General features: G+C 60.8%; 29 protein-coding genes and 1 pseudogene. 18 read left to right on the top strand and 12 right to left on the bottom strand.

Going from position 1 to position 26,678, the window contains the following annotated elements; genetic code table 11:
• Window positions 1-113 precede the first annotated feature (113 nt).
• Window positions 114-1,394 (top strand): NAD(P)/FAD-dependent oxidoreductase, encoded by a 1,281-nt coding sequence (locus tag PYH37_RS08105; protein WP_280730915.1) that lies wholly within the window; start codon window positions 114-116, stop codon window positions 1,392-1,394.
• A 22-nt stretch (window positions 1,395-1,416) separates the two neighbouring features.
• Entirely contained in the window at window positions 1,417-2,388 is a 972-nt protein-coding gene (locus PYH37_RS08100) for an amino acid ABC transporter permease (RefSeq protein ID WP_280730914.1), read from the top strand.
• Between the two features lie 87 nt (window positions 2,389-2,475).
• Here the strand turns inward: PYH37_RS08100 and PYH37_RS08095 are convergent, their stop codons facing one another.
• The 3 genes from PYH37_RS08095 to PYH37_RS08085 form a co-directional block, all read right to left on the bottom strand.
• Window positions 2,476-2,784, bottom strand: coding sequence for a DUF6074 family protein (locus tag PYH37_RS08095; RefSeq protein WP_280730913.1), 309 nt, complete (start codon window positions 2,782-2,784; stop codon window positions 2,476-2,478).
• 152 nt (window positions 2,785-2,936) lie between these two features.
• Complete coding sequence (locus PYH37_RS08090; protein WP_280730912.1) at window positions 2,937-3,749, bottom strand: PfkB family carbohydrate kinase; 813 nt, start codon at window positions 3,747-3,749, stop codon at window positions 2,937-2,939.
• Window positions 3,750-3,833: 84 nt separating this feature from the next.
• A complete protein-coding gene (locus PYH37_RS08085; protein ID WP_280730911.1) occupies window positions 3,834-4,847 on the bottom strand; it encodes an SIS domain-containing protein in 1,014 nt (337 codons plus the stop codon).
• Between the two features lie 239 nt (window positions 4,848-5,086).
• On the opposite strand from PYH37_RS08085, the gene PYH37_RS08080 reads away from it, so the two are divergent.
• Window positions 5,087-5,818 carry a GntR family transcriptional regulator gene (locus PYH37_RS08080; protein WP_280730910.1) on the top strand — a complete coding sequence of 244 codons (732 nt, stop codon included), beginning with the start codon at window positions 5,087-5,089 and terminating at the stop codon, window positions 5,816-5,818.
• A 35-nt stretch (window positions 5,819-5,853) separates the two neighbouring features.
• On the opposite strand, the gene PYH37_RS08075 is transcribed toward PYH37_RS08080, so the two are convergent.
• Window positions 5,854-6,711, bottom strand: coding sequence for an SDR family oxidoreductase (locus PYH37_RS08075; protein WP_280730909.1), 858 nt, complete (start codon window positions 6,709-6,711; stop codon window positions 5,854-5,856).
• A 171-nt stretch (window positions 6,712-6,882) separates the two neighbouring features.
• Here PYH37_RS08075 and PYH37_RS08070 point away from each other — a divergent pair, with 171 nt between their 5' ends.
• The 4 genes from PYH37_RS08070 to PYH37_RS08055 all read left to right on the top strand — a co-directional run bounded on the left by PYH37_RS08070 (window position 6,883) and on the right by PYH37_RS08055 (window position 8,224).
• Window positions 6,883-7,014 carry a hypothetical protein gene (locus tag PYH37_RS08070; RefSeq protein ID WP_280730908.1) on the top strand — a complete coding sequence of 44 codons (132 nt, stop codon included), beginning with the start codon at window positions 6,883-6,885 and terminating at the stop codon, window positions 7,012-7,014.
• A 108-nt stretch (window positions 7,015-7,122) separates the two neighbouring features.
• Entirely contained in the window at window positions 7,123-7,368 is a 246-nt protein-coding gene (locus tag PYH37_RS08065; protein WP_280730907.1) for a hypothetical protein, read from the top strand.
• An 11-nt stretch (window positions 7,369-7,379) separates the two neighbouring features.
• A complete protein-coding gene (locus PYH37_RS08060; protein ID WP_280730906.1) occupies window positions 7,380-7,628 on the top strand; it encodes a hypothetical protein in 249 nt (82 codons plus the stop codon).
• A 401-nt stretch (window positions 7,629-8,029) separates the two neighbouring features.
• A complete protein-coding gene (locus PYH37_RS08055) occupies window positions 8,030-8,224 on the top strand; it encodes a hypothetical protein (RefSeq protein WP_280730905.1) in 195 nt (64 codons plus the stop codon).
• 37 nt (window positions 8,225-8,261) lie between these two features.
• On the opposite strand, the gene PYH37_RS08050 is transcribed toward PYH37_RS08055, so the two are convergent.
• The 6 genes from PYH37_RS08050 to PYH37_RS08025 all read right to left on the bottom strand — a co-directional run bounded on the left by PYH37_RS08050 (window position 8,262) and on the right by PYH37_RS08025 (window position 11,297).
• Window positions 8,262-9,044 carry an SDR family oxidoreductase gene (locus PYH37_RS08050; protein WP_280730904.1) on the bottom strand — a complete coding sequence of 261 codons (783 nt, stop codon included), beginning with the start codon at window positions 9,042-9,044 and terminating at the stop codon, window positions 8,262-8,264.
• A 2-nt stretch (window positions 9,045-9,046) separates the two neighbouring features.
• Window positions 9,047-9,415: a hypothetical protein gene (locus PYH37_RS08045; RefSeq protein ID WP_280730903.1), complete on the bottom strand. Its 369-nt coding sequence runs from the start codon at window positions 9,413-9,415 to the stop codon at window positions 9,047-9,049.
• 203 nt (window positions 9,416-9,618) lie between these two features.
• Window positions 9,619-10,050: a low affinity iron permease family protein gene (locus PYH37_RS08040; protein WP_280730902.1), complete on the bottom strand. Its 432-nt coding sequence runs from the start codon at window positions 10,048-10,050 to the stop codon at window positions 9,619-9,621.
• A 253-nt stretch (window positions 10,051-10,303) separates the two neighbouring features.
• The gene (locus PYH37_RS08035) at window positions 10,304-10,552 is read right to left on the bottom strand and encodes a DUF982 domain-containing protein (protein ID WP_280730901.1); all 249 of its coding nucleotides are present in this window, start codon (window positions 10,550-10,552) and stop codon (window positions 10,304-10,306) included.
• On the bottom strand, window positions 10,530-10,820 hold the full coding sequence (locus PYH37_RS08030) for a DUF982 domain-containing protein (protein WP_280730900.1): 291 nt from the start codon (window positions 10,818-10,820) through the stop codon (window positions 10,530-10,532). Before PYH37_RS08030 ends, PYH37_RS08035 begins: the two co-directional genes overlap by 23 nt.
• A gap of 225 nt (window positions 10,821-11,045) precedes the next feature.
• The gene (locus PYH37_RS08025) at window positions 11,046-11,297 is read right to left on the bottom strand and encodes a DUF982 domain-containing protein (RefSeq protein ID WP_280730899.1); all 252 of its coding nucleotides are present in this window, start codon (window positions 11,295-11,297) and stop codon (window positions 11,046-11,048) included.
• 426 nt (window positions 11,298-11,723) lie between these two features.
• Between PYH37_RS08025 and PYH37_RS08020 the strand changes: the two genes are divergently transcribed.
• The 5 genes from PYH37_RS08020 (at window position 11,724) to PYH37_RS08000 (ending at window position 17,787) form a co-directional block, all read left to right on the top strand.
• Entirely contained in the window at window positions 11,724-12,824 is a 1,101-nt protein-coding gene (locus PYH37_RS08020) for a DUF475 domain-containing protein (RefSeq protein WP_280730898.1), read from the top strand.
• Between the two features lie 159 nt (window positions 12,825-12,983).
• A complete protein-coding gene (locus PYH37_RS08015) occupies window positions 12,984-13,427 on the top strand; it encodes a universal stress protein (protein ID WP_280730897.1) in 444 nt (147 codons plus the stop codon).
• Between the two features lie 201 nt (window positions 13,428-13,628).
• Window positions 13,629-13,955 (top strand): hypothetical protein, encoded by a 327-nt coding sequence (locus PYH37_RS08010; protein ID WP_280730896.1) that lies wholly within the window; start codon window positions 13,629-13,631, stop codon window positions 13,953-13,955.
• Window positions 13,956-14,713: 758 nt separating this feature from the next.
• The gene (locus PYH37_RS08005) at window positions 14,714-16,474 is read left to right on the top strand and encodes a type I secretion system permease/ATPase (protein ID WP_280730895.1); all 1,761 of its coding nucleotides are present in this window, start codon (window positions 14,714-14,716) and stop codon (window positions 16,472-16,474) included.
• Complete coding sequence (locus PYH37_RS08000; RefSeq protein ID WP_280730894.1) at window positions 16,471-17,787, top strand: HlyD family type I secretion periplasmic adaptor subunit; 1,317 nt, start codon at window positions 16,471-16,473, stop codon at window positions 17,785-17,787. The genes PYH37_RS08005 and PYH37_RS08000 overlap by 4 nt, the downstream gene beginning before the upstream one ends.
• A 636-nt stretch (window positions 17,788-18,423) precedes the next feature.
• Here the strand turns inward: PYH37_RS08000 and PYH37_RS07995 are convergent.
• Complete coding sequence (locus PYH37_RS07995) at window positions 18,424-21,447, bottom strand: calcium-binding protein (protein WP_280730893.1); 3,024 nt, start codon at window positions 21,445-21,447, stop codon at window positions 18,424-18,426.
• A gap of 701 nt (window positions 21,448-22,148) precedes the next feature.
• Here PYH37_RS07995 and PYH37_RS07985 point away from each other — a divergent pair.
• On the top strand, window positions 22,149-22,586 hold the full coding sequence (locus tag PYH37_RS07985; protein WP_280730892.1) for a hypothetical protein: 438 nt from the start codon (window positions 22,149-22,151) through the stop codon (window positions 22,584-22,586).
• A gap of 238 nt (window positions 22,587-22,824) precedes the next feature.
• Here the strand turns inward: PYH37_RS07985 and PYH37_RS07980 are convergent.
• Window positions 22,825-22,979, bottom strand: a pseudogene (locus tag PYH37_RS07980) (glucose/galactose MFS transporter); the annotation flags it as partial.
• Between the two features lie 31 nt (window positions 22,980-23,010).
• On the opposite strand from PYH37_RS07980, the gene PYH37_RS07975 reads away from it, so the two are divergent.
• The 5 genes from PYH37_RS07975 to PYH37_RS07955 all read left to right on the top strand — a co-directional run bounded on the left by PYH37_RS07975 (window position 23,011) and on the right by PYH37_RS07955 (window position 26,672).
• Window positions 23,011-23,268 carry a hypothetical protein gene (locus tag PYH37_RS07975; protein ID WP_280730891.1) on the top strand — a complete coding sequence of 86 codons (258 nt, stop codon included), beginning with the start codon at window positions 23,011-23,013 and terminating at the stop codon, window positions 23,266-23,268.
• Between the two features lie 121 nt (window positions 23,269-23,389).
• Entirely contained in the window at window positions 23,390-23,941 is a 552-nt protein-coding gene (locus tag PYH37_RS07970; protein ID WP_280730890.1) for a methylated-DNA--[protein]-cysteine S-methyltransferase, read from the top strand.
• A gap of 115 nt (window positions 23,942-24,056) precedes the next feature.
• Window positions 24,057-25,310 carry an adenylate/guanylate cyclase domain-containing protein gene (locus tag PYH37_RS07965; protein ID WP_280730889.1) on the top strand — a complete coding sequence of 418 codons (1,254 nt, stop codon included), beginning with the start codon at window positions 24,057-24,059 and terminating at the stop codon, window positions 25,308-25,310.
• Between the two features lie 172 nt (window positions 25,311-25,482).
• On the top strand, window positions 25,483-26,079 hold the full coding sequence (locus PYH37_RS07960; RefSeq protein WP_280730888.1) for a hypothetical protein: 597 nt from the start codon (window positions 25,483-25,485) through the stop codon (window positions 26,077-26,079).
• Window positions 26,079-26,672 carry a hypothetical protein gene (locus PYH37_RS07955; protein ID WP_280730887.1) on the top strand — a complete coding sequence of 198 codons (594 nt, stop codon included), beginning with the start codon at window positions 26,079-26,081 and terminating at the stop codon, window positions 26,670-26,672. Before PYH37_RS07960 ends, PYH37_RS07955 begins: the two co-directional genes overlap by 1 nt.
• The last annotated feature ends 6 nt before the right edge of the window (window positions 26,673-26,678 follow it).

Raw genomic sequence — 26,678 nt, 5'->3', positions numbered from 1 at the left:
GCTGGGCAATCACGCGGAAGAGAAAAAGCATTGCAGCGATCTTTGCGCATTTGAGGAGATAGGCGGTATAGCCGCCGGTTCGTCTCCGACGCCGTCGAGCCCATGAGCACATCATGTCCTATCCCGATACCTACTACAAACGCACGCTAGCAGAGGATAAGGTCAGACCAGTTCTAACCGGAACGGCCGAATGCGACGCCGTCATCATCGGCGGAGGCCTTGCCGGTCTGACGACTGCACTGCAGCTTACACGCGCCGGACACGCCGTCGTTGTGCTGGAGGCGGAAAGCATCGGCTTTGGGGCGTCCGGCCGCAACGGCGGGTTCGTCAGCCCAGGATTTGCCATCGGCAGCGACCAGATCGCACGCGTCGCCGGCGCTGAGGCGGCGCGTAAGATACATCTTCTGTCGATCGAGGGAGTCGACTTCGTCCGCGATACCATTCGCGACCTTGCGATCAAGGAGGCCCGGCCACAGCCGGGACTGATGAGCGTCCTGCGTTACGATGACGGCGAGAGCCTGAAGGCGCATGTGGAGCACATGGCGCTGGCTTACGGATATGAGCTCGAATACCTGGGGCGCGAGCAGGTGCGCTCCGTCCTCAAGTCGGAGCGTTATTTCCAGGGGCTGCGCGACCCAAGCGCTTTTCACATGCATCCGCTGAACTACCTGCGCGGGGTCGCTGCCGAGATCGAGCGGTCGGGTGGCAGGATCTATGAACGATCCGCCGCGACGGCGAGCGCACTTGCAGGTGCCGAAAAGATCGTCCGAACGGCTGAAGGTCAGGTGCGGGCGCGCCACGTCGTATTCACCACAGGCGGCTACACGGGCTCGCTGAACAGCCGATTGAAGCGTGCCTTCCTGCCGATCGCTACCTATGTGATGCTGAGCGAAGAGGCGCCGGACCTCATCCGTGAGGCGATCGCGACGACGGATGCGATCGGCGACAACCGCCGCGCGGGTGACTATTATCGCCTTGTTGACAGCGGCAAGCGGTTGCTTTGGGGCGGTCGCATCACGACGCGCGCCGCGTCACCGGCAGCACTTGCCAGAGAACTGCGCCGCGAGATGACCGGCACCTATCCGCAGCTCTCCGGCCTCAGGACCGAGCTCGCCTGGTCCGGTCTCATGTCCTATGCGCGCCACTTGATGCCCCAGATCGGCGAGATGCAGCCGGGTGTCTGGCATTGCACCGCCTTCGGCGGCCACGGCCTCAACACGACCGCGATCGGCGGAAAGCTGGTGGCGGAGGGCATTCTCGGCGAATCCGACCGCTACCGACTGCTTCAGCCTTTTGGCCTGGTTTGGGCCGGTGGACTTGCCGGTCTTGCGGTCGCGCAACTGACCTATTGGAAACTGCAGGCCCAGGACTGGTGGCGCGAACGCGCCGCATGACACCGTCGGAGAGAGAGCGAACATGATCGGTCGTTGGATACTGAGCAACCCCGACGCCGCGCGGCGCACCGGGATTTTCCTGGTTCTAGGCTTGATGACACTATCGCTCTACGGGATGGGGATCAGCTCCGCCTGGATAGGACACTTGCTGCCGGCAACCTCCGGATGGCTGACCGCCAACCCGGCGATGGGGCGGTTCGTTGCCGCCGTCATGATCCCTCTGATCGCTGCGGCCAATTGGAAGGCGCTTCGCCAATTGCCGCGCCGCCAGCAGATCGCGGGCGTCTGGCTCGAGCTTTTCGCGCTGCTGATGCTATTCTTCTATTCCTTCGATCTTTCCTTCGCTTTCATCGCCAAGAAGATCGGCTTCCTGATCTCGCAAGGCGTCGTGACCACGCTCTACATCTCGGCGATTTCGATCGTCATCGCGACCATCATCGCCCTTGCCGGGGCGATCGCGAAGCTGTCGAAGAATGGCGTCATCTACGGTTTCGCCACTTTCTACACTTCGCTCTTTCGCGGGCTGCCGCTGCTGATGCAGATCTACATCATCTATCTCGGGCTGCCGCAGGTGGGGTATGTGATCAGCGCCGTTCCGGCGGGCATTCTGGCGCTCTCGCTCTGCTATGGCGCCTATATGACCGAAATCTTCCGCGCCGGCATCGAAAGCATTCCGCGCGGGCAGACCGAAGGGGCGACCGCACTCGGCCTCAGCCCCAACCAGACGATGGCGCTCGTCATCCTGCCACAGGCGATGCGGGTGATCATTCCCCCGACTGGAAACCAGTTCATCGCGATGCTGAAGGATTCCTCGCTGGTCTCCGTCGTCGGGGTCTGGGAGATCATGTATCTCGCTCGGACCCAGGGTCAGACCGAGTTTCGCCATATCGAGATGCTCATCACCGCGTCGATGATCTACTGGATTCTTTCGATCGGGCTCGAATTTCTGCAGGCTCGCATCGAGGAGCGTTTCGGCCGCTATAACATCCGCTGACACGCTTCGTGGTGCATTGGCTAGGTTCGAAACCGCAGCCGCAACTACATCGGCCACGGAGACCCGCGCGAGAAGCGGCTACTTGCTTTATGTCAGGCTTTCCGATCGGCCCTTGGCGATTGATTGCGGCTGGTAGCGGCAGGCTATTGCGATCTGAACTTCCGTCTGAAACTCCATGATCTCATGGCGCACCTCGTCTTCCAGCAATCCGAGCGCCGAAAGTTGTTGCGCTAGCTTGCGGCATTCCGCCTTCCAGTAATCGACGGCAGCGCTTCCGTGGATTCGATCGAGTTCTCGTGCGCAGCGATCGATCTCTCTGGCGCGTGCCGCAAGAGGAAAGGCGACAATAGCACCGCTTTTGACCACCCTTGTCCGTTCGTTCAATTCAGCGTCCATCGAATCACCCCGCGCTCGGCTATCACCTCGTCTATCGGCAAGATGGTTAACGATTCATTCGACGAGCGATCGCCGAATGATGGCACCAGCGGTCGGAGTTGAGACAAAGGTCGAGGCGAGCGGTGAAGCGAACGACGCAATTTTCCCGGTCGTCAAAGCGGCTGGGGTTGTTGCGGGAAACCGCCGACATGGCCACAGGTAAACGCTGCGAGGTCGCGGCCGGCTGCCAAACAGTCGGCAAGCGGCAGGCCCTGGAGATGGGCAGCGAGGAAGCCTGCAATGAAGCTGTCGCCCGCACCGGTGGTGTCGACGACCTCGACCGAACGAATCCCCTTACTTGCCGTGATCTTGCCGTTGCTTGCAAACGAGCCGCGTGCGCCCCGAGTGACGACGGCAAGCCGTGCGCCGCGCCCGAGGAGGTCCTCCGCCAGACGATGCGCAGCAGCTTCATCATCGCCCGCTGAGCCGAAGGCAATGCCCAAACCCTCGACGCCAAGATTGGCGGGATCGGCATTGACCGAAATGTCCTGCGAAACGCTGACGTCGGCGGCCGCGAGGGTCCGTCTGAGTGCGCCGCCATCGTCCATCCAGCCGATGTGCACATGGTCCATCGTTGTCAGGATCGCTATTTCGCCCTCGCTCGGCTGGTAGCCGGCGCAGACACCGAAATCCTCGAAAACGAAGACCCGATCGCCCGACGCCAGAACGTCGATATCCGTATGGGCGGTGACACCCGGACAAACCTGAAGATGCTCTGTTCGTACGCCATTTTCCTCAAGAAGCAGGCGCGTTCGTGCGCCGTCCGCATCGCGACCGACGGCGCCGAAGTAGTAGGAGCGATGCCCAAGGCGGGCAAGCTGCACCGCGACGTTGACCGCATTCCCGCCGACAAGCGACTGGCCGACGGGTGGGCGGAACCGATCGATGCAATTGTCGCCGACGGCTGCGAAGCGGAAATGCGTCATGGGCCTCTCATCTAACGTGACGGTTAGCCCGCGAATGCCGTCGGACGCATTCGGAACCTCGCCTATCCTTGCCCGAGCTGCCGCTCAATAGGCAACGCGCTTATAGTAGCGGCGCGTCGTCAGCGGGTGGTTGCGCATGACTTCCAGATGCGCGCTGATGCGCTCCAGTACGGTAGAGAGCAGGATCGGCGAGACGAGCGCGCGCACCTCCGCCGAGATGCCGGGAAGCTCGAAATCGGCCGTGTCGAGGACCGTCAGCTTGTCGGTGTAGTTGGGCGCGAAATTCTCAACGCGCTCCGCAAGCGGTCGCAGTGCGTCCTCGCCCTTGAAGAGAATGACGCTAACTTCCTTTTCGACCAGTTCGAGTGTGCCATGGAAGAAGTCGGAGGCGTGCACTGGGCGGGTGCGGATCCATTGCATCTCCTCGAGAATGCACATCCCATAATAGAAGGCCTCGGGCCAGACGTTCCCGGCGCCGGTGATAATGTGGTAGTCGGAGCCGGCAAGAATCCTCGCAAAGCCATCCGCTCTGTCCTCAAAAGCGCGCTTCGCCTGGAGCAGCATTTCCGGAAGATTTGAGAGTTCCGCGACAAGCTGATCGTAATTGCTGAGCTCGCCGCGGTGCTTCATCACCGAAAGGGCGATGAGGAGCGATTGCAGATAGAAGGACTCACAGGACGTGTCGTCCTCGGCGAAGTTGACGAAGACATGATCGCCACCCTTGCCGAGCGGCGTTTCCTCGTGGCCGACCAAGGTCAGAACAGTGGCGCCGATTTCTTTCAGCCCGGCGAGAAGGGCAACGCTTTCTTTGGTCATTCCCGAGAGGGAGGGGATGACAACGATCGATTTTGCGGTGAGGTGAGCCGACCCGGTGACGACCAACTCGGCAGGCATGTCGATGAACGTCGGAAAACGCGATCTGCGCTGCAAGAGCTGGGCTGCCGGCTGCATCAGGATCGCGGCGCCGCCGGTCCCCAGAAAAAAGATGTTTTCAGCGCCGGCTGAAAGGCAGGAGGAAACGACTTCGTCCAGGCGTTTCGACAGCGCTACGGCGCCGGATTGGATGCGCAGGAATCTCTGTTCGTCGAAATTTAGCATGCTCGTTTCTCGCTTGGGTGCTGTCGCGGCCGCGTCGCCGTTCCTGGAGATGTTGTAAGACAACTGACATCATAATGTGGATGTGTCAAGCTGCGTTTCATGAGTATGGTGTATCAGGTGATGTCGCAGCAGCGGCCTTTCACGCCGGTCTCACCGGGAAATTCGCCGCACGCTTGACCTTGCGAAATTTGTCAGACAAGAACGTCTGACGCTGAGAAGAATGCCGCGAGGTGAAAGAATTGGACGAGCCCCTCCGCGACACGCGCACGCTGGTGATCCAGCTTCGCGACCGCATTGCCGATCTCATCCGGGACGAGGGGCTGAGGCCCGGCGATAAACTGCCGACGGAATCGCAGCTCACGCAACGCTTCAAGATATCACGTCCAGCGCTGCGCGAGGCTCTGAAGCTCCTGGAGCAGGACGATATGATCTATGTCGAGCATGGACGGGGCCGCTTCGTCTCTCCGACCGCGGCGGTCCAGGTGGAGCGACCGATTACCGTGTTCGAGAGCGTCACCGATATGGCGCGCCATTACGGATACACGACCGTGAACAAGGTTCTGTCCATTTCGGAAGAGGCGCCGGATGAGACGACCGCCGAAAGACTGAAGCTTGGCGCCGGCGAGCGCGTGATCCGCATCGAGCGGTTGCGTCTGGAGCAGGACGAACCGATCATGTACTGCGTCGACTACGTGCCGCGCAGCATTGTGCCGGCGCGCCTTTACGATATCGACTGGAGCGGTTCTCTCCTCGCTCTGCTTGAGAGATATAAGCACCGGCCGCGAATGTCGGCTGCAACCGTATCGGCGGTCATGCTGCCGGAAGACGTGATCGCGCGCAATGATCTCAAGGATTTCGGTCCGGCGTTGCTGATCCGTGAAACCTGCTATGACACGACCGGCATGCCGGTGATCTACGCCATCGACTATCACCGCGGCAGCCATTTCTCTTTCAGCCTGGCGCGCAAGTAGCAGCGGTCTCGACATGAACCGTCGCGGTCGAACGTCTATAGGATCGGCTTCCCGCCGGTGACGGCGATCGTCGCGCCCGAAACGTAGCTTGAGATCGGATCGGCAAGCATCACGAAGGTCGAGGCGAGTTCCGCCGGTTGCCCGGGCCTCTTCATCGGAACCTGCTTGCCGAAGTTGATGACCGAATCCTCGGGAAGCGTGGAGGGGATCAGCGGCGTCCAGATCGGGCCCGGCGCCACGGCATTCGCGCGTATGCCTTTTTCAGCCAATATTTGCGACAGACCCGCCGTGAAATTCTGAAGTGCCCCTTTCGTGGCCGCATAGGCCAAAAGGCTGGGATTGGGACTGTCGGCATTGATGGAGATGGTATTGATGATGGCGCTGCCACTCTTCATATGCGGTACCGCCGCCTTCGTCAGGTAGAAGGTCGCGTGTACGTTCACCTTGAAAGTTAGCTCCCATTCGTCGTCGGGGATATCTTCGATGGTCTTGAAAGACGATTGGTGGGCGGCGTTGTTCACGAGAATATCGATGCCGCCAAGCTCCTTTACGGCCGTATCGACAATTCGCCTGCAATGAGCGGAAGACTGAATGTCGCCGGCGACGAGCACGGCCTTGCGGCCCGCTTCCTGGACAAGGGCCTGGGTTGCTTTGGCATCCTCATGCTCGCTGAGATAGGAGATGAGGACGTCCGCGCCCTCTCGGGCATAAGCAATCGCCACAGCCCTCCCGATGCCGCTGTCGCCGCCGGTGATGATGGCTCTCTTGCCTTGCAGACGACCAGATCCCTTGTAGGAATTCTCCCCGTGGTCCGGTAGCGGCTGCATGCGATCGGTGGTTCCGGGTATCTCTTGGGACTGAGGTTGAAACGGAGGGCGGGGGTAGTTTTCCATCGGTCAAGAACTCCTCGGCAAGCTGCACGCCGCATGATCTTGCATCGTCGCGCTCGCAAACTCGCGGGCCTAACTCAGGCCCACCCCCTTTGTTCCCGGGCATTGGAATAGCCGATGGCCGGCGGAACCAAAACTGCACTGCCGGAGTTTTGTCGGCCTGGACGATTGCGAATGAAACCGCGCACCATTCTTGCTGGTATCGTTATCCTGACGGCGGCGGCTCTTGCGCTGTTGATCTATAACGCTGCCGACCAGGTGCCGAGAGAACAAAGCGGTACACGCCTTCCTGCAACCGTCGACTGAACCGTCGCTTCGGCGGGGGGCTCATGTCGCTGCACGTGGTAGCGCTGGGGCGATGGAACTTCGCCTTCCGCTCGACGTTGACCCATGACGAACGTTGAGGAGGCCGACATGGAAAAGGGCAAAAAGCAACCGATGGGCGTGACGACGGGCGCCGCTGACAAGGGTGGGCCGATCAAGAGCGACAGTGACCTGCATCCGGACGCAAAAAAACCACCGATTGAGGCGGACGATCTTCCGAGCCATCGGGCGTTGCGCGAAGCAATGCGGTCGAAGAAGGACGATTACATCGTGAAGTCCGACCTGGAGGATGACGATCAGCGCTATCCGTTACCCGGTATGAAGGATCAGGATTGAGGAACAGGACGATGGCAGCAACACCGAAAACTCTCAAGGCCGGCTTTACCGGCAAACCGACCGATACCGGGAACGTGAAAACCAGGACGCAGGAGGCGGCGCGGTACATGCGCGACGAGGCGGCGGTGGTCGCCGGGACGGCTCGCGAGCATCCGACAGCCGTCGGCAGCACGTTGCTGCTCGTCGCAACCCTTGCCTTCGCTGCTGGCTATCTACTCGGAACGTCTTCTCCTCCGGCGCGAATGCAGCGGTTCTGGTAAAAATCGAGGTATCGACAAGATTTCCACGCTACCGTCTGGAACAAAGCGTCTTCCTCCAAGTTTAATTGTCGGATCGCGTGGAAACAGTTCCCTCTCCGCAAGCCCCTACGGATCCGCGCGGTCTCATATTACTGGTGCATGTAGTGGGCTCCACCACGCCGGTGGGGCCCTTTTCTTGAGGGGTCGAATCCAAACTCATGAACGTGACCGATTGTAGTAATTTAGAGTGGATGCAGACGGAAGCCGCGCATACTTTTCGTCATCCCGCGCTAGAGGCCAGCTCAAAAACTCGGATAGAGGCGAGTTTGGTCTTAAGCGCGCGGCAAGGCGAGCAGAGTGCACCGGAACGATTTGCAGTCGCCGCCGTTTGCAATGAAAGATATTCGTTCTTGGAGACTGAGATGAAAACGCCAAAAACGGGACCCGCCGGCACGACGGAGCAATCACCGAGATGGGAAGGTCCAGAGGAGACGCGGCCGCGAGGCTATCTCCCCGCCAAGGATGATCCTGAACGAGACCGGGACGCGGTCGGTGAGAATCTGAAGGACCCGCATCGCGGCAAGCTTAGAGACGCCGGTAAGACAAAGGGAAAATAGGCTGGCATGACGCAGCGGCTTCCGTTGACCGGCCGCTCTATCTCAGTAGTCCTTGCCCGCCGTCGACCCAAATAGGGCTTCCGGTGATATGCCTCGCGGCATCGGACACGAGGAATCGAATAACCTCCGCGACGTCCTCGCTGCGACCCGGTTTGCCGCCGGTAATCGGAACCTGGCCCTCCGGCCACTCGACCGGAATGGCGGTTTCCTCTTCGTGGCGCAAACTGGTGTTTTCATCGATGCTCGTCTTGATTTCCCCCGGACAGACGGCATTCACCCGAATGCGGTGTTTTGCGAGCTCCAGAGCCAGTTGCTGAACCATTGCGACCTGTGCTGCCTTGGTAGCGGTATAGGCTGTCGCCCCGGGCGTGGTAAACGTTCGGGTGCCGTTGATCGACGAGACGACGACAATAGCACCTCCGCCGTTCTTCTTCAGATGGGGTATCGTGGTGTGAAGTGTCAGGTAAGTGCCGCGTAGGTTCACCGCGATAGTCTCATCCCATTCGAAAGGCTTCAGATCGTCGATCGGCGCCCAAACACCGTTGATGCCGGCATTGGCGACGACGATTTCCAGGTGTTCGAACTCGGAAAGGAGTTCCGTCACCGCGTTGCGCATCTGCAACTCGTCCGATACGTCCGCTTCAAGGGCAAGGGCTTGACCGCCGGCGGCGCTGATTTCGGAGGCCACCTTTTCGACCTCGGAGCGTGTACGCCCTAAAACCCCCACCCTCACGCCCTCAGAAGCGAGCGTAAGTGCCGTGGCTCTGCCGATGCCGGATCCTGCACCGGTAACGAGGGCGACGGATGATCGGCGTGTCATCGCTAATGTTTCTTCGCGCGGTCGGTAGGAATGGTCGAAGCCGTGACAGAGACCGGATCGCTGGCCGGAAAGCTGTCCTCAAGCCCCTCGTCGAGCTGTCTTTCCATCTCGTCCTTGTCTCCAGTCATCCTCGCGCTCCGGTGCGACTTCACTTCGCTCTTGGTGCCCTCCTCGGGAGTGCTGATGTCTGCATTCGCGAGCTCCAGCATGACGGCTTTCGCCCGTTCGACCGCGTTCAGCCGGTTCAGGCTGCGCGACTCATCGTTGCGCATCGAAACAGAAACGACCTCGCCTCCTTCGCCGACGAATTCGACGGTGAAGCCGGCCCTTCCGCCCTGTTCGGGAATGACCTGTGTGCCTACCACATGCATATCCTCGTCCTCCTCGATTGCGCTCTAAAAGCTTGGATCACGATGAAATCGGATCGCGATCGTTTTCCGACGCGTGAGATGCGGGTTAGAGTCTTTTCGCTTTCTTAGATCCCGTTTTCGGTCGTCAGGCAAACGGCTGCGGGCCATTTTTGGTTCCACTTGCCTTGCCGCCAGGATCTCTTCGCCGACGCCCGAAATTGCGGTTACTCGAGACTGGCCGCCTTCGCGCGTCGGCCGGTTACTTCGGTTATCTTCTTGTGAAGCGCCTGATCGTCCTCGCTTTGTGCATGCTCCCTCAGAATTTCGCTGAGGCGTTTGAGCTCCTTCTCGTCCAGTTTCTCAATGCCTATGAATTTGTTTTCGGCCGAACTCGTCAGGATCAGCTCGTCAAGCTTGGCTTGCAGCGCCGTACCGTCGCGATTTTGCGAATTCTGGAGAACGAAGACCATCAGAAACGTTATGATCGTCGTGCCGGTATTCACAACCAGCTGCCACGTCTCAGAAAAGCCGAACCACGGGCCCGTGAGGCCCCAGAGAACGATCACGGCAACAGCGAGCACGAACGTGACCGGCCTGCCGGTATATTCCGCCACCGTCGTCGAGAATTTGCCGAACCGATTTGTTGTCCAAGACATTCAAGCACCCGACCCGCCCTTTGTGCCACTATGACCTTGCATGGTTGTCCAGACGACGGACGCGACCGGCTCCAAAAAATCGACCGACGTGCGGCCGAGACCCTTCCCGTTCGTTCGCCTCTAAACCCCTGGAATGAAAAAGAGTTCCGCTCTTGCCGGAAGCAGAAGAACGGATGGACCGGTGGCTCTCAAACACGCGCCACATGCGCAGGCTCGTTGCGAGCAAGTAAATGGCCGGCGGGTCGCAACGATCTCAATTCAGCAGATATACTTGCGCCTCCTTCGCCGCCGCCACGAAGGCTGCACGCGCGATATAAGAAGGGTAGTCGCGCTCGAGCACCGCAAGGCAGACCTCGATTGCGTTCTCATAGGCTTTCCCGTGGCTGACCGGCCAGCTTTTCGCCAGCAGCTCCGCGGCCTGACGTGTGTTCGATACCATATGCACGGCCGTTTCATTCGGGAGCCGGACCGGCACGCATTCATTCCAAGGGCCGGTGTCCATCGGCTTTCTCCTCCTGCCTCGCCGCGGCCACGATCGTTAAGAAGGCTTCCCGGGAGGCGGCGATGAAAGCTGCCCGTGCTTCCTCGGGTCTCTTCTTATGCTTGAGCGCCGCCTCGCAGGCGCGGATCGCGCAACCGTAATAGGCCCCATTGCGCACGGGCCATTCGCTCTTAAGACACTTCATCGCGTCGAGCGGGCCGATAACTGTTCGGCATCTGCCGTCCAGCATGTTGACATTGACCGGTTTGCTCCATGGCATCTCGTACATCGTTTTGCTTCCTCATCCCGAAATCGGGGCCGGCGAAGCGAAGCCGGGCACCCACGCGCCAGGCGTGCCGCACCCCAAGCCCGGGAGTCGACTACCTTGATCTAGGGCGCCTTGCGCCGAAGTGAACGCCAGGGACGCTCCGGGATTTCAATCCGCAGCAGGTTCCTGCTTTCGGCGCTTTGCGGCGGCAAGATTGCACGAGCATCAGATCCGGATTTCGTATCGCTATTGATTCCGGATGAAGATGTGCGCCTCCTCGGCCGCCTTGATGAATGCCCTCCGAGCTTTCTCACTCTTGACCTTGCCCTCCAACGCCTGGAGGCACGTCCGCTTGGCGGCCGCGAGAGCGCGTCCATTCTGGCGCGGCCAGCGCACCAGCAGGCATTCTACCGCCTCGCGCGTGCTCTTCACGTCGCGATATTTGCCTCCGTCTCCGAGTTCCAGCTCGACGCTCTTATCCCACCAGAAGCAGTGCATGGCGCTTTGCCTCACAGGTTGTTATCGCTCATGGAAAACTGGCAGAGCGAACTTTGGTTCCCGTGAGAGGCGAACCGCGAATAGTGTCTTTTTTCGCTCCTGCGCACAAGCCGCAGAGACGGCACAGTGCCCGCGCGCCGCCTGCTTCGCCCCTTGACGCCCGGCGCGGCATTGCTAATTAAAAGGGCGCTCCCGCCTTCAGACATCGGATCGCGGGAGGAACACACTGGTGCCGGGCCCCTCTGGCGAGAGTTTTACGGCGCTCTCGTGATGTCGGTACCGCCAGCAAATCAAGCCGGCGGATTTAGCTATCATGAAAACTGATCTCATGCCTCACGCATGTGCCTGTAGGGCTGTGCACTTTTTTGTTGTAAGAAATCTCCCGCTTGCCAGCGCGCTGACGGGGCGCGTAGGGGAGGTTCGCCCATGACACAGCCCCGTTCGCAAGCGACAGCCCTCAGTTACTTCAAATGGGCCTTCATCACCACGGCGCTGGGCCTCCTGCTCGGCGCCTGGCTCGGTTGGCAATCAACCGGTACCTTCAGCGGCACGGCGACCGTCTTCTTCATTTGCACGGTGCTTGCTGTTCTCGAAATTTCGCTCTCCTTCGACAACGCGATCGTCAACGCCAACAAGCTCAAGGACATGACGCCTGTCTGGCAGCAGCGGTTCCTGACCTGGGGCATCATCATCGCCGTCTTCGGCATGCGCATTGTCTTTCCGCTTTTGATCGTCGTCATCGCGGCGCACATCGGTCCCATAGAGGCGGTGATCCTTGCCGCAGCGCGGCCCGAAGAGTACGCCCGCATCATGAACGAGGCGCATCTGCCAATTGCCGCTTTCGGCGGAACCTTCCTGATGATGGTGGGTCTCAACTACTTCTTCGACCACGAGAAGGATGTGCACTGGGTCGCATGGCTTGAACGCAGGATGGCGCGCTTTGCGAGCATCAAGGGCATCGAGATCGCCTTTGTGCTCAGCCTCATCCTTGCTTTTTCGACCTTGCTTGAAAGGCAAGAGGCAATCGTCTTCGTCCATGCCTGCGTCTATGGTCTGCTCACTTTTCTCGTTGTCGAGGTCGTGGGTGGGTTGCTGGACGCTTCCCAGAGGACGATGAGTGCGGCGGCCAAGGGCGGATTCGGCGCGTTCCTGTATCTGGAAGTGCTCGACGCCAGTTTCTCATTCGACGGAGTCATCGGCGCCTTCGCACTGACGCAGAACCTTTTCGTCATCGCGATCGGTCTCGGCATCGGTGCCATGTATGTCCGCTCCATGACGGTCATGCTGGTGGAAAAGGGTACGCTCAGTGAATACCGCTACCTGGAGCATGGTGCCTTCTACGCGATCCTGATCCTTTCGGTGGTGATGTATTTCCAGACACTGGTCCACATTCCGGAAGTCATCACCGGCCTTGGCGGCGCCAGCCTTATTGGTCTCTCGCTCTGGTCTTCGATCCGGCATAACAGACGGCAACGGCTAGGCGAGAGCGCCGAGGAAGGCATGAACCGGCGGCACGTGGAAGTCTGAAACGAAGACATCACGATGACGAAACGGCCCGGCGGATTACCGCCGGGCCGTTTTTTCATTTCGCTTGCTTCTGATATAATTAAGGTAAAGCTAAATTAATGGGCGTGGATCAATGCGGCTGTGACCAGCCTGGACTTCGACCTAAATCGGGAGGCCTCCATGTTCCGCAACATTCTCATCCCCACCGACGGCTCACCACTTGCCACGCTTGCCGTGGATGCCGGGATCACCTTCGCCAAGGAAGTGGGCGCGAAAGTCACTTTGTTTTCGGTCATGGAACCGTTCCATTTCTTTTCGGCCGATGTGGAGCAACTCGGCAGCACCAGGGAAGAGTACGAAGCCCTCTCCCGTCAGCATACGGCCGAGACGCTTGCCGCCGCCCAGATCAAGTGCGAACGCGCCGGCGTTCCGTGCGAAACCGATCAGGTTCGCAGCCATGAGGTGTACCGCGCGATCATCGGGAAGGCGGAGGAAATCGGTGCCGATCTCATCGTCATGGCTTCGCACGGCCGCGGTGGCGTCGGCGCTTTGATCATCGGCAGTGTCGCCGCCAAGGTACTGACGCATTCGGCGATCCCGGTGCTGATCTACCGAAAGAAATAACAAGACTCTCAGCGCGAAAGGTTCGGCGCTGCTTCAACGCTGCTCCTTCATTTCTTGGCCTGCAGTCTCCTAATGCGGGCGCTTTTCTTATTCCCGCCGGAAAAGGGTCAAAGTTTCGGGCGATGGGATGGGCTTCCCCTCGACCGGCGATGTTCGCTCTTTCGACCGGTCTCAAGCGATGAAACGACGTGGAGCAGAGCCTTGACTGCCAGCCCGAACGATCTTGCGCTCATTGCGGTAATGCGCCGCTACTTCGTCGTGAAGGACGAGGTGAACGCCTTGAAGAGGCGGTTGGAAGCTGTCCGCAACGATAGCGGCGAGGAGATCAGCCGGTTCTACGACCCACGTGCGAATGCACCCCATGCTGAGGACATTCTCGCTTGGCACCAGCTCAGAAAAGAGATGGAGGAGCTGATGAGCCTTGCCTCTACGTGGGGCAGGGGAGGCAGTATTGAAGGGCGATATGCCGGCATCGAACCAGCGAGGGACGCGGACCCGTCGCTGGACGCTCGAGTCTTGATGGGTTGACGGGCGAGCGAGGTCCGGCGAGCCGTCATTCGCCTATAGACCCAGTGCGGTCCGAACGTCCTCGATTACGGGCAACGCGGCAATCGTCATCACCGGTGCGGCGAGGAAGATCGCCGCGGCGGCCCCCAGGCCGTGGAACAGAAATGCGCCGCAAACTCCGCCGACAAGGAAGAGGCCGATCAGCGACAGAAGAAGCCGCAGCTTGTTTCGGTCCGCACGGATCGGCGCCCTGTCAGTGTCGATGTCAGTACGATTCCACCGGCATTCGCCGCCCGCGACGAAAGTCAGACAGAAGCGAGATGCCGGTCCGTTGTCTCGCTTCGTGTCTTCCCCGTCAGGTTCTTAAGATATTGCTTCATGCTTCGCCGGGGTAAGCAGGTTATGGGCTCGCGAAAAAAGATGATGTCAACAGATTAACATCATCCCATTAACATCGGGAAAAGTCTTGGGTCGGGTTGATCTTGCATTCGGCGTGGCCGTCATAACCTTGGAGCGGCGCATGCAGAAGCTGTGCAGAGATGATGGTCGCGACGCGTTCAGGCGGAGGCCCGACATCGACTGGTCGTCACGGGCAAGCTTTGGAGTAGATCACTGTTTCCCAGGGAACAACTCTTCATTGCGAGCTTTGAAAAACATAGGCATATTTCGAGCAGGGGACGGGAACATGACCGAACATCCTTTTTATCCTTCGACGTACTGTGGTCAGGGCGAGACCTTGGCTAGAGCGGTTAGATCCGCCGGCGCGGAGACTCCAGCCAGTGTCTAGATTCGCAGCAACATCGACGAGCCCGAACGCCGATCCCGCCTCGGCTTTGCGCAATTGCCGCACCGCCTTTGTCGGCGTCGGAATCGCCAGTGCGCTTGTCAACATTCTCTATCTCACCGGGTCGTTCTTCATGCTCGAAGTCTACGACCGGGTTCTGCCGAGCCGCAGCATTCCGTCGCTCGTCGCGCTCTGCCTTCTCGCTCTGCTGCTGTACGGCTTCCAGGGAGCTTTCGAGCTGATCCGCGGGCGGATGCTCGTGCGCATCGCGGGCGCGCTTGACGAGACCATGAGCGGGCGCATCTACCGCGCGCTTGTCAGGGCGCCCTTGAAGCTCAGGATGCAGGGCGATGGTCTTCAGGCTCTGCGCGATTTCGATCAGGTTCGATCGTTCCTCTCGGGGGCCGGACCGGCTGCGCTCTTCGACCTGCCGTGGCTGCCCTTCTACATCGCCATATGCTTCCTGTTCCACCCGGTCATCGGCCTGATGACGATCGGCGGCGGATTGATCCTGACAATCCTCACCTATCTCACCAATCGCGGCACCCAGGCACCGGCCAAGAAGGCAGCGGAGGCAGGGGGTCTCCGCAACGCCTTTGCCCAGGCCTCTCAGCGCAATGCCGAGGTGGTTCAGGCGATGGGGATGGCCGGGCGGCTGGCGAACCTCTGGGAGCGCCGTAATGCCGATTACCGTGAGGAGAACAGGCGCACGTCCGATATCGGCAATGGCTACGGCGCCTTGTCGAAGGTCTTCCGAATGGCGCTACAATCGGGCGTGCTCGCGGCCGGTGCGGTTCTCGTCATCAACGGCGAGGCCTCGCCCGGCATCATCATTGCCGGCTCGATCCTCACTGCCCGGGCGCTCGCCCCCGTCGAACTCGCGATCGGCAACTGGCGCGGCCTTGTGTCGGCGCGCCAAAGCTGGCAACGGCTGAAGGAATTGCTTAATGCGCTACCGGAAGCAGATACGCCTCTGGCGCTGCCGGCTCCGCACGAGCGCCTTAGCGTCGAAGGACTGGCAAGCGGCCCGCCGGCGGCACAACGCCTGATCGTTACGGATGTGAACTTCGTCGTGCGCGCCGGCAGCGCACTTGGCGTCATCGGCCCGAGCGCGTCGGGCAAATCATCGCTGGCGCGCGCTATCCTCGGAATCTGGCCTGCCTATCGCGGCGCGGTCCGCCTCGATGGTGCGGCTCTCGACCAATGGGACAGTGACGCGCTCGGCAAGCATATCGGCTATCTGCCGCAGGATGTCGAACTCTTCGCAGGCACCGTGGCTGAGAATATCTGCCGCTTCGCTGAGGATGCGACATCCGAGGCGATCGTCGCGGCAGCCAAGGCGGCACGCGTCAACGAGCTGATCCTTCGGCTTCCGAACGGCTACGATACCGAGATCGGGGAGGGCGGCACGTCCCTCTCAGCCGGCCAGCGCCAGCGGGTGGCGCTTGCGAGAGCGCTTTATGGCGACCCCTTCCTCGTCGTCCTCGACGAGCCGAATTCCAACCTCGACGCGGAGGGCGAGCAGGCTTTGAGCGCGGCGATCTTGAATGTGCGCGCCCGCGGCGGCATCGCCGTCGTTATCGCCCATCGGCCGAGTGCGCTGGCAAGCACGGATCTCGTGTTGATGATGAACGAGGGGCGCGTGCAGGCTTTCGGCCCTAAGGAAGAAGTGTTGGGCAAGGTGCTTCGCCCGCCGCAGGCGGAGCGACCGAAGCCGCTGAAGATCGTCGCCGAAGGCCAGGAGGCAGCGAAATGAGCGGCAGCAAGCAACAGATGACGAGCGCACGCCGCTCGCTTGGTCGCCACATGATGGGGGTCTCGATCCTCGCGCTTGCCCTCGTCGTCGGTGTCGGCGGCTGGGCTGCGACGACGGAGTTGTCGAGTGCGATCGTCGCCGGGGGCGTGGTGGTGGTCAACGACAACGTCAAGAAAGTTCAGCATCTGACAGGCGGTATCGTCGGCGAACTTTTGGTCAGAGAGGGCGACCGCGTCGATGCCGGGCAGGTCCTGGTCCGCCTCGACGGCACCACCGTACGGGCCAATCTGGCCATCGTCGAAAGCACGCTGGCGCAGCTCTACGCCCGCCGAGCCCGGCTCCTGGCCGAGCGGATCGGTGCGCCGTCCTTTGAAATCGATGAGGACCTTGCCGAATTCATCTCCGGTGCGGCGGCTGCTAAGCTCGTCGACGGCGAACAGAAGCTCTTTGCGAGCCGCCGCGCGGCATTGATCGGTATGAAAGGTCAGCTTGCGTCGAGAAAGGCGCAATTGGCGGACGAGATCGAAGGGCTGACCGTTCAGTTGAAGGCGATCGAGGACGCGCTGAAACTGATCGCGGAGGAACTTGCGGGTGTGGATTCCCTTTATGGCCAGGGTCTGGTGCCGATGCAGCGCGTGACGACGCTGAAGCGGCAGCGCGCGGAGCTGGAGGGTGACCGCGGACGGCATATCGCCGCCCGTGCCCAGGCCCGCGGTAAATCGAGCGAGATCGATCTGCAGATCCTGCAGCTCGACGAGGATCGGCGCACCGAGATCTCCAAGGAGCTGACGGACGTCGAGGCCAAGGTCGCCGAATATGAGGAGCGCCGCACTGCCGCGACCGACCAGTTGCGTCGGCTCGACATAACCGCTCCGCTTTCGGGGCGCGTCTACAGGCTCGCGATCCACACGATCAATGGCGTGGTCAATGCGGGCGAGACGCTGATGCTGGTCGTCCCCGAGGCTGACGACCTGACCGTCGAGGCGAGGGTCGCCACGCATGAAATCGACCAGATCCGCATCGGCCAGCCGGTCGACGTCCGCTTCAGCGCCTTCAACCAGCGCACCACGCCCGAGGTCGAGGCGGAAGTCGTGACAGTTGCGCCGGACCTCGTCACCGACGAGCGTACCGGTGTGAGCTACTATCCGTTGCGCATCCGTCCGAAGCCGGAGAGTCTCGCCAAGCTCAAGGGGCTTTCTCTCTATCCGGGGATGCCCGCGGAGGTGTTCATCAAGATCGCCGACCGCACGGTCATCTCCTATCTGACCAAGCCGCTGACCGACCAGATGCGGCACGCGTTCCGCGAGGACTGAGCCGAACGGGCGGCCCACCCCGCCGCCAGAGCGCGGGCGGTGTGAAAAGACGTTCCGTCCGCCGCTCGCGTCCCACCTAAAAATCGATCACATCATGACCTTGGATTGGCTCAATCCAAGGTCATGATGCTTTCTGTGCCCACGTGTTCTCATGCAGTAGGCATGCCCCCCGGCGCCTGATATCGGACGGCTTGCCCCGATGGCGTTGTCGTATCGCGACGCGCTACGATCCTCGGCGGCGGGAATCACGCTGACCTTGGAAGGGCCATGCCCCTTCCAAACGCCAATGTGAGGCGACAATCGCTTCTGATTGCAATAGGCGGAGTAACGGCCTGCCATAGGAGCCTTGTTGCGACTCCTGCTCGCGCGACCGTGGGCGGAGGATCGGCGAAGGCTTCTGCTCTCGCCAATGAGAGATCATGGTGCAGGGAGGAGACGAGGCTCGGTATTCGCTTATAGGAGCACGCGTCGTCGATCGTCTGTTTTTAGCCACGAGCCGTTACAGAAATGCCCGGCCGCGGTCTCTTCGGCATACCGCATGGTTCGTCAATCGCGTCTGAAAAGACGCACGGCGCTGTAAGCCAAAACGCCCGCCCCGCTCTCGCGGGACGGGCGCCTTCTCGCGATGGCGTTTCCTCAGAGGAAGGAGAAGTCGCTCGTCGCCAGAGCCTTGACGTTCTGCAGAATAGCAACGAGTTCCAGGTCGGCGGTGCCGCCCTTGCCGTCGGCGTCGTACCAGAGGCGCCCGTTATCGGTTTCGAACAGGAAGGTGCCCTTGGTGCTGGTCGCGACCGGATCGGTGCCGGTTACCAGCGTTACGGTCGTGTCCGCAGCAGCGATGTTGAAGGCACCGCGATCAATGACGAGCGAGTCCTGGCCGCGGACGAAGTCAGTGATGACATCACCTTCACCGTCCCTGCCGTCCCGGTCGAAAACGAACCTGTCCCGTCCGGCCCCGCCGGTGAGCCAGTCGTCGCCTGCCCCGCCGTAAAGCGTGTCGTTTCCGTCGCGCCCATCAAGGATATCGTCGGCGCCCTTGCCGTAGAGCGTATTGCCGTTGGCATCGCCGTGGATTTCGTCATCGGACATGCTGCCGATAATCGTCTCGAAATTCTTGACCGTGAGGCCCAGAGCCAGCCCCTTGTTCTTGGCCTGGTTCTGGAGGTCAAGAACGACCGAGGTCTCGCCTTCCTGGAAGCTCAGCGTATCGACACCGAGCCCACCGTCGAAGGCGTCCTTGCCGGAGTGAACCGTGCGGGTGAGAAGATCGTTTCCGGCATCCCCGAAGAGCTGGTCGTCGCCGGCCCCGTCACGCAGCGTGTCGTTGCCGTTACCGCCTCTGAGAACATCGTTGCCGGCCCTGCCATCAAGGAAATCGTTGAGCGTGCCGCCGGTAACCGTGTCCTTGCCCTTGCTGCCCGCATATTCGAGTGCTTCAAAGGCGTTGAATGAGGTCGCCGTGTCGACGTTCACCGTGCCGGTCGAGAAGTTGAAGGCGATGTCTTTCGTCTGCTCGGAGACATTGAGATTGAGAACGTCGGTGCCGGTACCACCATCGGATCTGTCGCCGATGCCGGCAAAGACCTTGTCGTTGCCGTCTTCGGCATAGATCGCGTCCCTGCCGCCGCTGGTTGTGGCGGTGTCACCATAGATGGTGTCGTTGCCCGCTCCACCGTGCAGGGTATCGTTGCCGGCGTCGCCGGAGAGGAAATCGTTGCCCGCACCGGCGCTGAGATTGTCGTTGCCGGCGCCACCACGCAGATCATCATTGAGGCTACCGCCGACGAAGAGATCGTTTCCGGTGCCGCCGACGAGCGCGACCCGCTCGACATTCTTCACCGTGACGGGCGCGTTGGTGACGGTTACCGTCGGCGCGAGTTTGAAGGTGATGCCTTGCGTGTATTTGCTGAAGTTGATCGCGACCGAGTCGGTTCCGGTGCCGCCTTCGACGGCGAGTGTTCCGGTCGAGGCGGTGCGGGTGAAGCTGTCGTTGCCGGTTCCGAGATTGACGGTGTTGTTCGCCGCGCCGGTCGCGCCGTCGCCAACATTGACCACATCATTGCCGTCGCCGGCCGTGATGATGTTTTTGCCGCCAAAGTCACGGATCACGTCGTTACCGGCGCCGGAGTTCAGCGTGTCGTTGCCTTCGCCGCCATCGAGCGTATCAGCGCCAGCGGTTCCGATCAGCGTGTCGTTGCCGCCATAGCCGTAGAAGCTAACGCTCGACGCGGAGCCAACGGACTTCACGACGTCGCTGCCGGAGCCGAACGACACTCGATAATGTTCGAAGTTTTTCAGACTGGTGCCGTCGGACAGGGTGGCGGTGCTGCCCGTCGCCGAGAAGGTCTGCGCTGTCGTCAATGAGCGGCGATCAACCGCGACCGTATCGGTACCGGTGCCGCCATCCCCCTTGTCGGCTCCGCCGTCACCCAGGTTGACATAATCATTGCCGGTCCCGCCAAGGATGCTGTCCCGGCCGATTCCGCCGTGGAGCGTGTCGTTGCCGGCGCCACCGTCGACTATATCGTCGCCGCCGGCGGCATCGACATAATCGTTACCTGCGCCGGTGACGATCTTATTGATGCCGGAGCCCGTCGCATAAATGGAATAATGCTCGATGCCCGTGAACGTGGTTCCACCGGCAAGCGAGTTGGTCTCGGTCGCCAGCTTCGCCGCGAAATTGCCGGTGAAATTGCGGACGACCAGCCGGTCGCTGCCGCTGGCGTCGGTGATGGTGTCCTTCCCTTCGCCGTAGGTATAGCTGAGCGTGTCGTCGCCAGCCCCTCCTTCGAGCCTGTCGTCACCGATGCCGCCATCGAGCGAGTCGTTGCCGACGTCGCCCGCAAGGTTGTCCGTGCCGGCTCCGCCGGTAAGGACGTCATTGTCGTTCCCGCCGGAAAGCAGATCATTGCCGGCATCGCCCGTGAGCCAGTCCGCCCCGTCGCCTCCATAAACCTTGTCGTCGCCGATCCCGCCATTGAGCTGGTCGGCACCCGCTTCGCCGGAGACGATGTCATTGCCGGCGTCGCCATTTAGAAAGTCGAAGCCGTATCCGCCGGTGAGTGTGTCGTTCCCGTCCCCACCTTGCAGAATGTCATGGCCGCGCCCGCCCGAAAGCCTGTCGTGGCCAAGCCCGCCCATCAGCATGTCGGAATAATTGCCACCGGTTATGGCATCGTCGAAGTCCGTTCCGGTGATGCTGAAGGCTTCGACATTTTTCAGTTGGATGCCGCCGGTCAGCGTCTGCGGCGCAATCCAGTCCTTGATGGCGATATTGAGTTTCGCCCCGTGGCTCGAATAATCGATCATCGCCATGTCGGTGCCGGAGCCGCCGTCGGCAACGTCGCCGGAAATCTCCTCGAGCTCGAATGCCATGATCATGTCGCGGCCGCTGCCGCCGTTGAGCTGGTCCTGACCCAGGCCACCCTGCAGCACATCGCTTCCGCTGTTGCCGTTCAGTGTGTCGTTGCCATCGCCGCCCATGAGATTGTCGTTCTGGAATGAACCGTTGAGAAGGTCATTACCCTCATCGCCATTCATCATGTCGCTGCCCATGCCGCCGTTGAGCGTGTCGTCGCCCGCGAGCGCCATGATGAAATCATTTTCCAGATCGCTGCCGGTCAAAACGTCGTTGCCGGCCGTTCCGAAGATATTTCCCATATCAGTTTCCTTGTTTACAGGTTGCATCGGGACATGCGTTGCTTCTCGCCGAAACAGACGCTTCGGCGTGGAGAGTGGATTGTTGCGGTCTTTGAAGAGGCGCCCATAAGGAGAGTATCGCTCGCTGTCGCGAGAGACAGGCGCCGATTGAATCAGATGCCGTTACGCTTCATGGATTGACCCCTCGACCCCTATTTCTCTCATGCGACTTGCATGAGGGAGAGAACGGTCCCTGTCGTTCTCGTCGGCATATATCGACGACTCGACAGACAATCCGTGTTTCCACGGGAACAGACAATTTTTTGGATTATGCGGCGGTGGCGCCGATCTATAGTTGTAGGTAGATGCGCCCCCGTTAGCGGCAGCGCTGTGGGCTTCGGCCAGCTCATGGCTGCGTCTGTAACTGTCACATTGCCCCTGCTCGTTCTCGTGCTCATTCTCCAGCGCAAGATGGTGGCGGGAATTGACGTCGGTGCCGTCAACGGCTGAGGCCGGCCGTGCGCACGACCACGCCAGCTTGGGCTTGATACGGCGGACGCCGTCGCGCGGAGCAGCCGTGCGAGGCAAATCCTGTATGTTCTCGCACGTTAAATCGTTCTGAGGCATTTTCGTGATTGGACTTCGCGGCGAGTTGGAGTCACGCTTGCTTGGCGTATGAGGTGGAAATGGGGGACCAACTATCGTCTGAGTAGGAGGTCACAATGAAGCACCATGCAATCGACGAACTGCAGATCGTCGCCGAGGTCAACCCGGATTTTCCGCGCCGGACTTTGTCGCGCACTGAGCGCCTTCAACGTTGGGCGGAGCTCCTGGAGCGAGATCCTCACAGGCGGCTTTCGACGCTGCACGAAACCGAGTATCAGCCGGCAAGAGTACGCGCGGCGATGCGCGGTGACGGCTCGCCGATCTCCGTCGCCTTCGAGGATCCGGTTTTCCGGGCGGCCGGGCTGGAAAATGACAGCTACGGCGAAGCGAAGCGGTTCTTCGAACTGAGCGACGAGCAATTGCATAAGGTCATCTGCTACTGCCATTTCGGCGCTACGGTGAGCGCATCGACGGCCGCCCGGCACATCCGCGGGATGCTTGTCGAGAAACAGCCAACACTGTTTGCTCGGTTGCGGCAGCTGTTCGTCGGCTAAAAGCAGGCGACGTTTTGCAGGATCGTTGTTACAGCGGCGGCCTGAGGAGGCGAGCCGCGGCGGGACGTGCATGAGCGTCCCGGCCGCGGCACTCCTGGGTTGCTCGCGTGCCGGCAAATAGCTTCGACGACCAAACGGAAATGACCTCGCAGCGGGGGAAACTTCGCCGCAAGAGCGTTATGCGCTTGCAGAAGCGCGGAGGGTGCTCTGCGGCGAAGTGCGGTTGTATGCTCAATTGGCAGGCGACGGGCATCAGGAAGGCGAGGTGAATGCCGATCGTGTCGGCAAGACCACCCTGGACAGTGAAAATGCGCCGCCGACGATCGCCAGGCATAAAATGCCTGAGCTTTGGTACTTGCCGAGGCCGTAAACCGCGAGGCTGAAGATCGTCGGGACGTTTTCCTTCGGCTCCCCGCCGGAGCCGTTGTTCGGCCCCGTCATTGCTGCCAGCGACGAGGACGTCGTTGCCGTTACGCGGCCGCATGTCGCCGACCACCTCGGCAGTTTCCTGCGCATCGACACGCGGCAGAAGGCGGGTGCATTCCCGGAATTTCTGGCGCTGTCGGGTCTGCCGGTCCACGATACCGTCACCAGCATGTCGCTCAGGCGCCCCTGGCTGAAGGGAGACCGAGATGGCGGCAGGCCGATTGTCTATGCCTTGGCAAGCCAGGCGCTTGGATAGACATCAGCAAAACTCCTCAACCTGCTATAATTCGGGCCGGGGCGGAAAACGGGTTGAATTCCAAGTCCGGCCGCACGATTTTGATGCAAAGGAAACCGAAGATTACATAGCAGGTTCGACCGTGCACCATTACCTCATCTTCGAAACCGCCGCCGGGTTTTGCGGGATCGCCTGGAGCGACCACGGCATCACCCGTTTTCAATTGCCGACGCGAAGCGCCGAGGCGACCGAGCGGCTTTTGCTGCGCCGTCTGGAACGGGCCGAGCCGGGCGCGCCTCCGCCGCCGGTAGAAGCGGCAGTCGCCGCCGTGAAGGGCTATTTCGATGGCAAGGAGACTGATTTTTCCGGTTTCGAACTGGATCTTGAAGGCCAGGACGCCTTTTTCAAGCAGATCTACGCGGCTGCGCGGAAGATCCCATGGGGCCATACGACCACCTATGGCGCGCTGGCGAAGGAACTCGGCGCCGGGCCGGAGGTGGCGCGCGACGTCGGCCAGGCGATGGCGAAAAATCCTGTCGCCCTGATCATCCCATGCCACCGGGTTTTGGCCGCTGGCGGCAAGGTCGGTGGGTTTTCAGCGCCGGGCGGCTCGTCCGCCAAGATCCGTATGCTTGAACTCGAAGGCATCCGTGTCGGGCCGCCGGAACCGGCGCAGCAATCGCTCGGACTTTAACGAAGGCTGGCGGGCCGGGCACTTGGCGCACCCGAGGGGCCGCCGCCTTTCCTTTCGGATTGAGGACGCTCGCGCTAACACTTGGTTACGCGGCAGGTCATGACGGAGAATTGTTATGCATTCTTTATCGAGGGCAAGTTCCGGTTCGCTTTCTGAAGGCGAGGGGACCTGGCCAATTCGGCGGCGCAAAATTCTCGACTGGTTGGTGATCGAGACGCGCGACGAACGTTTCATCGACAATATCTTCGTGGAGATGTGCAGGAGATTGTCGGAAGCAGGCGTGCCGGTCGCTCGCGCAACGCTGCATTTCAGGATTCACCATCCGCAATGGATCGGTGCCCGGATCCTATGGCGAAAAGGGCTGTCGGAGGCGGAGATAGACACCTTCGAATACGGCGTCGAAGATACGGCACTGTATCTGAACAGTCCTCTCTACGAGATCAACAGCGGAGCAGACGAGGTGCGGCGGCGCCTCGACGACCCAACCGTGGATGGCCCGCAATACTCGCTCTACGATGAGCTTAAAGCTGACGGTCTCACCGAATATATAGCTTGGCCGCTCGAGCATACGCTCGGCAAGCGGCACGTCGTTACTTTCGCGAGCGATAGACCCGGTGGCTTTGACAAGGACGATATCGCTTTCTTTCAGGATTTGCTGCCGGCGCTGGCGCTTGTCAGCGAGATCAGGCTGAAGAACCGTCTGGCGCGAACACTTTTGGAGACCTATGTCGGGCCGCATGCGAGCGAACAGATTCTTGCCGGTGCGACGACGCGCGGCAGTGGCGTCACCGTCGGCGCCGCGATCCTGATCTGCGATCTCCGCGACTTCACCCATTTGTCGGGCCTGTGGCCGCGCGACGACGTCATCGAGCTTTTGAACGGCTATTTCGACGCCATGTCGGAACCGATCGAGAGGCATGGCGGTGAGATTCTGAAGTTCATGGGAGATGGGCTTCTGGCGATCTTTCCGCTCACCAACCCGATGGCGTGCACCAACCTGCTTCGCGCCATCGGCGAGGCAGAGGCGGCCTTGGCGAAACTGAACGAGGAGAACCTCGGCAAGGGACGCGAGCCGCTCGGCTACGGCATCGGTGTCCATGTCGGCGATGTCATGTACGGTAATATCGGCTCGCGCAGGCGGCTCGACTTCACGGTGATCGGCCCAGCCGTCAATATTGCTTCTCGTCTCGAGGGGCTGACGAAGGAGATCAAGCGTCCCGTGCTGCTCTCCGGAGCCTTCGTGGAAATGGCGGGATGCGAAACCGAGTTGGAGAACCTTGGCGCCTTTCCGGTAAGGGGTGTTGGCGAGCCGATCGATGTGTTCGCGTTTACCAGCGATTTTCCGATGTCAGACAAATCCGCGGCTTAGAGCGGGATCGGGAAGCAGCCGTTCCGCCGCGCCCGCTCGCCGGGGTGGTCCGGCAAGCGTCCTCGCCTGTTGGTTGATGCATTTTGATTTTCCGAACACGGCCGATTATGTTGCGCCTGGCATTTGAGGGAAACCTTAGTTCAAGATTCCCGAAAGCACGGATGGAGGGGCAATGTCGATCGTGCAACAATCGCGCGTTAAGAAGCGCCTGTTCGCACTTGCCGTGGCTGGCCTCGGAGGTACGGCAGCGGCGGCCGTCTCGTTCGCAATTGCAGTCTATGAGGCGGCAAACCCGGATCCGGTGCCGGTCGTTGCCGCTGGCGAGCCGGTCGATACCGGCCGCTGGATCGTCACGATACAGAAAGCGGAGCTCGGCCCCGTTCCACCAACCGGCACGAAACCCTTTGAGCCGAAGCGGTTCCTCATGATCGAGTTCGATCTCAACAATCGCTCGGCTGCGACCAGCAATGCCTTTCGGGGATTGCTTTCGATCGAAGAGCCTTCTTCGGATGGCGTCCCCGAACCGACATTTTACCTCGCGCGAGACAAATGGATCGCCAGCGCCATCAACCCGAACATGCCCGAACGCTTGATCGCGGTCTGGGAGTGGCCGGAGGCCAAGCCGGTCCCTTCTGAACTACGCCTGGCGATCGGCAGCCAGATCTATAAACGACGTGACAATCTTTACGGCGCATCAGGCTGGTTCGATCGTGACCCGGCGGCTGTCGTGAGGCTTCCCGTCGACCGCGACACTGCGGAGGCGTCTTGATGGTGAGAAATTTAAAGCCTGTGGTCATGCTCATTATTGCAGCGCTCGCGCTTTATGGTTTGCAGCAAAGTACGCCGGGCTACAGCGAGATTACCTCACCTGTCACGATTCACGGCAAAGCCGGGACGCGTGTGGAGGGCCGGGACTTTGCCGTCGGTATCGCGAATGTGCATCTCGCTCGAACCGTCAAGACGGAGAGCTTCGGTCGGGTTCGTGACTACACGACGTCAGGCGTCTGGGTGCTGATCGAAGGAGCTGCGGTCGCAAACAGGCAAAGTCTTACGCTGACTTCGGCCGAATGGCTGGGCTCAAGCGGAATTCGCTACGCGATCAGTGAGCGCTTCTCGACTTTGCCGGGCTATCTCATCACCGAACGCCTCGAGCCCGGTCTGCCCAAACCCGTGCTGCTCGCCTTCGAGGTGCCGCAATCCGAGCTGCGAGGCGGGACGCTTCTTCTTGCCCGCTCCGACTTGATGCCGCTTGGCGAGGAACTTCGGATCAGTATTGATGATGAGCGCCCGACGAACAGCCACTCCACTGTCATGCTGGCGCGCAATCAAGACGGCCTTGCCTGGACGCTAACGGCTGAATGAGGAGGG

This window comes from Sinorhizobium numidicum, assembly GCF_029892045.1.
GTDB lineage: Bacteria > Pseudomonadota > Alphaproteobacteria > Rhizobiales > Rhizobiaceae > Sinorhizobium > Sinorhizobium numidicum.
Note: the sequence above shows the minus strand (reverse complement) of the source record. Positions and strands in the feature narration are given on the sequence as shown.

What these genes read in the sequence shown, in the direction of transcription:
- PYH37_RS08070 (WP_280730908.1), top strand. Translation starts at nt 6,883, where the DNA reads ATGAAACCGCGCACCATTCTTGCTGGTATCGTTATCCTGACGGCGGCG.
- PYH37_RS08050 (WP_280730904.1), bottom strand. Translation starts at nt 9,044, where the DNA reads ATGACACGCCGATCATCCGTCGCCCTCGTTACCGGTGCAGGATCCGGC.
- PYH37_RS07985 (WP_280730892.1), top strand. Translation starts at nt 22,149, where the DNA reads ATGAAGCACCATGCAATCGACGAACTGCAGATCGTCGCCGAGGTCAAC.
- PYH37_RS08025 (WP_280730899.1), bottom strand. Translation starts at nt 11,297, where the DNA reads ATGCACTGCTTCTGGTGGGATAAGAGCGTCGAGCTGGAACTCGGAGAC.
- PYH37_RS08085 (WP_280730911.1), bottom strand. Translation starts at nt 4,847, where the DNA reads ATGCTAAATTTCGACGAACAGAGATTCCTGCGCATCCAATCCGGCGCC.
- PYH37_RS07965 (WP_280730889.1), top strand. Translation starts at nt 24,057, where the DNA reads ATGCATTCTTTATCGAGGGCAAGTTCCGGTTCGCTTTCTGAAGGCGAG.
- PYH37_RS08040 (WP_280730902.1), bottom strand. Translation starts at nt 10,050, where the DNA reads ATGTCTTGGACAACAAATCGGTTCGGCAAATTCTCGACGACGGTGGCG.
- PYH37_RS08020 (WP_280730898.1), top strand. Translation starts at nt 11,724, where the DNA reads ATGACACAGCCCCGTTCGCAAGCGACAGCCCTCAGTTACTTCAAATGG.
- PYH37_RS08045 (WP_280730903.1), bottom strand. Translation starts at nt 9,415, where the DNA reads ATGCATGTGGTAGGCACACAGGTCATTCCCGAACAGGGCGGAAGGGCC.
- PYH37_RS07995 (WP_280730893.1), bottom strand. Translation starts at nt 21,447, where the DNA reads ATGGGAAATATCTTCGGAACGGCCGGCAACGACGTTTTGACCGGCAGC.
- PYH37_RS08055 (WP_280730905.1), top strand. Translation starts at nt 8,030, where the DNA reads ATGAAAACGCCAAAAACGGGACCCGCCGGCACGACGGAGCAATCACCG.
- PYH37_RS08095 (WP_280730913.1), bottom strand. Translation starts at nt 2,784, where the DNA reads ATGGACGCTGAATTGAACGAACGGACAAGGGTGGTCAAAAGCGGTGCT.
- PYH37_RS08000 (WP_280730894.1), top strand. Translation starts at nt 16,471, where the DNA reads ATGAGCGGCAGCAAGCAACAGATGACGAGCGCACGCCGCTCGCTTGGT.
- PYH37_RS08030 (WP_280730900.1), bottom strand. Translation starts at nt 10,820, where the DNA reads ATGTACGAGATGCCATGGAGCAAACCGGTCAATGTCAACATGCTGGAC.
- PYH37_RS08035 (WP_280730901.1), bottom strand. Translation starts at nt 10,552, where the DNA reads ATGGACACCGGCCCTTGGAATGAATGCGTGCCGGTCCGGCTCCCGAAT.
- PYH37_RS08015 (WP_280730897.1), top strand. Translation starts at nt 12,984, where the DNA reads ATGTTCCGCAACATTCTCATCCCCACCGACGGCTCACCACTTGCCACG.
- PYH37_RS07955 (WP_280730887.1), top strand. Translation starts at nt 26,079, where the DNA reads ATGGTGAGAAATTTAAAGCCTGTGGTCATGCTCATTATTGCAGCGCTC.
- PYH37_RS08060 (WP_280730906.1), top strand. Translation starts at nt 7,380, where the DNA reads ATGGCAGCAACACCGAAAACTCTCAAGGCCGGCTTTACCGGCAAACCG.
- PYH37_RS08065 (WP_280730907.1), top strand. Translation starts at nt 7,123, where the DNA reads ATGGAAAAGGGCAAAAAGCAACCGATGGGCGTGACGACGGGCGCCGCT.
- PYH37_RS08100 (WP_280730914.1), top strand. Translation starts at nt 1,417, where the DNA reads ATGATCGGTCGTTGGATACTGAGCAACCCCGACGCCGCGCGGCGCACC.
- PYH37_RS08075 (WP_280730909.1), bottom strand. Translation starts at nt 6,711, where the DNA reads ATGGAAAACTACCCCCGCCCTCCGTTTCAACCTCAGTCCCAAGAGATA.
- PYH37_RS08105 (WP_280730915.1), top strand. Translation starts at nt 114, where the DNA reads ATGTCCTATCCCGATACCTACTACAAACGCACGCTAGCAGAGGATAAG.
- PYH37_RS07960 (WP_280730888.1), top strand. Translation starts at nt 25,483, where the DNA reads ATGTCGATCGTGCAACAATCGCGCGTTAAGAAGCGCCTGTTCGCACTT.
- PYH37_RS08090 (WP_280730912.1), bottom strand. Translation starts at nt 3,749, where the DNA reads ATGACGCATTTCCGCTTCGCAGCCGTCGGCGACAATTGCATCGATCGG.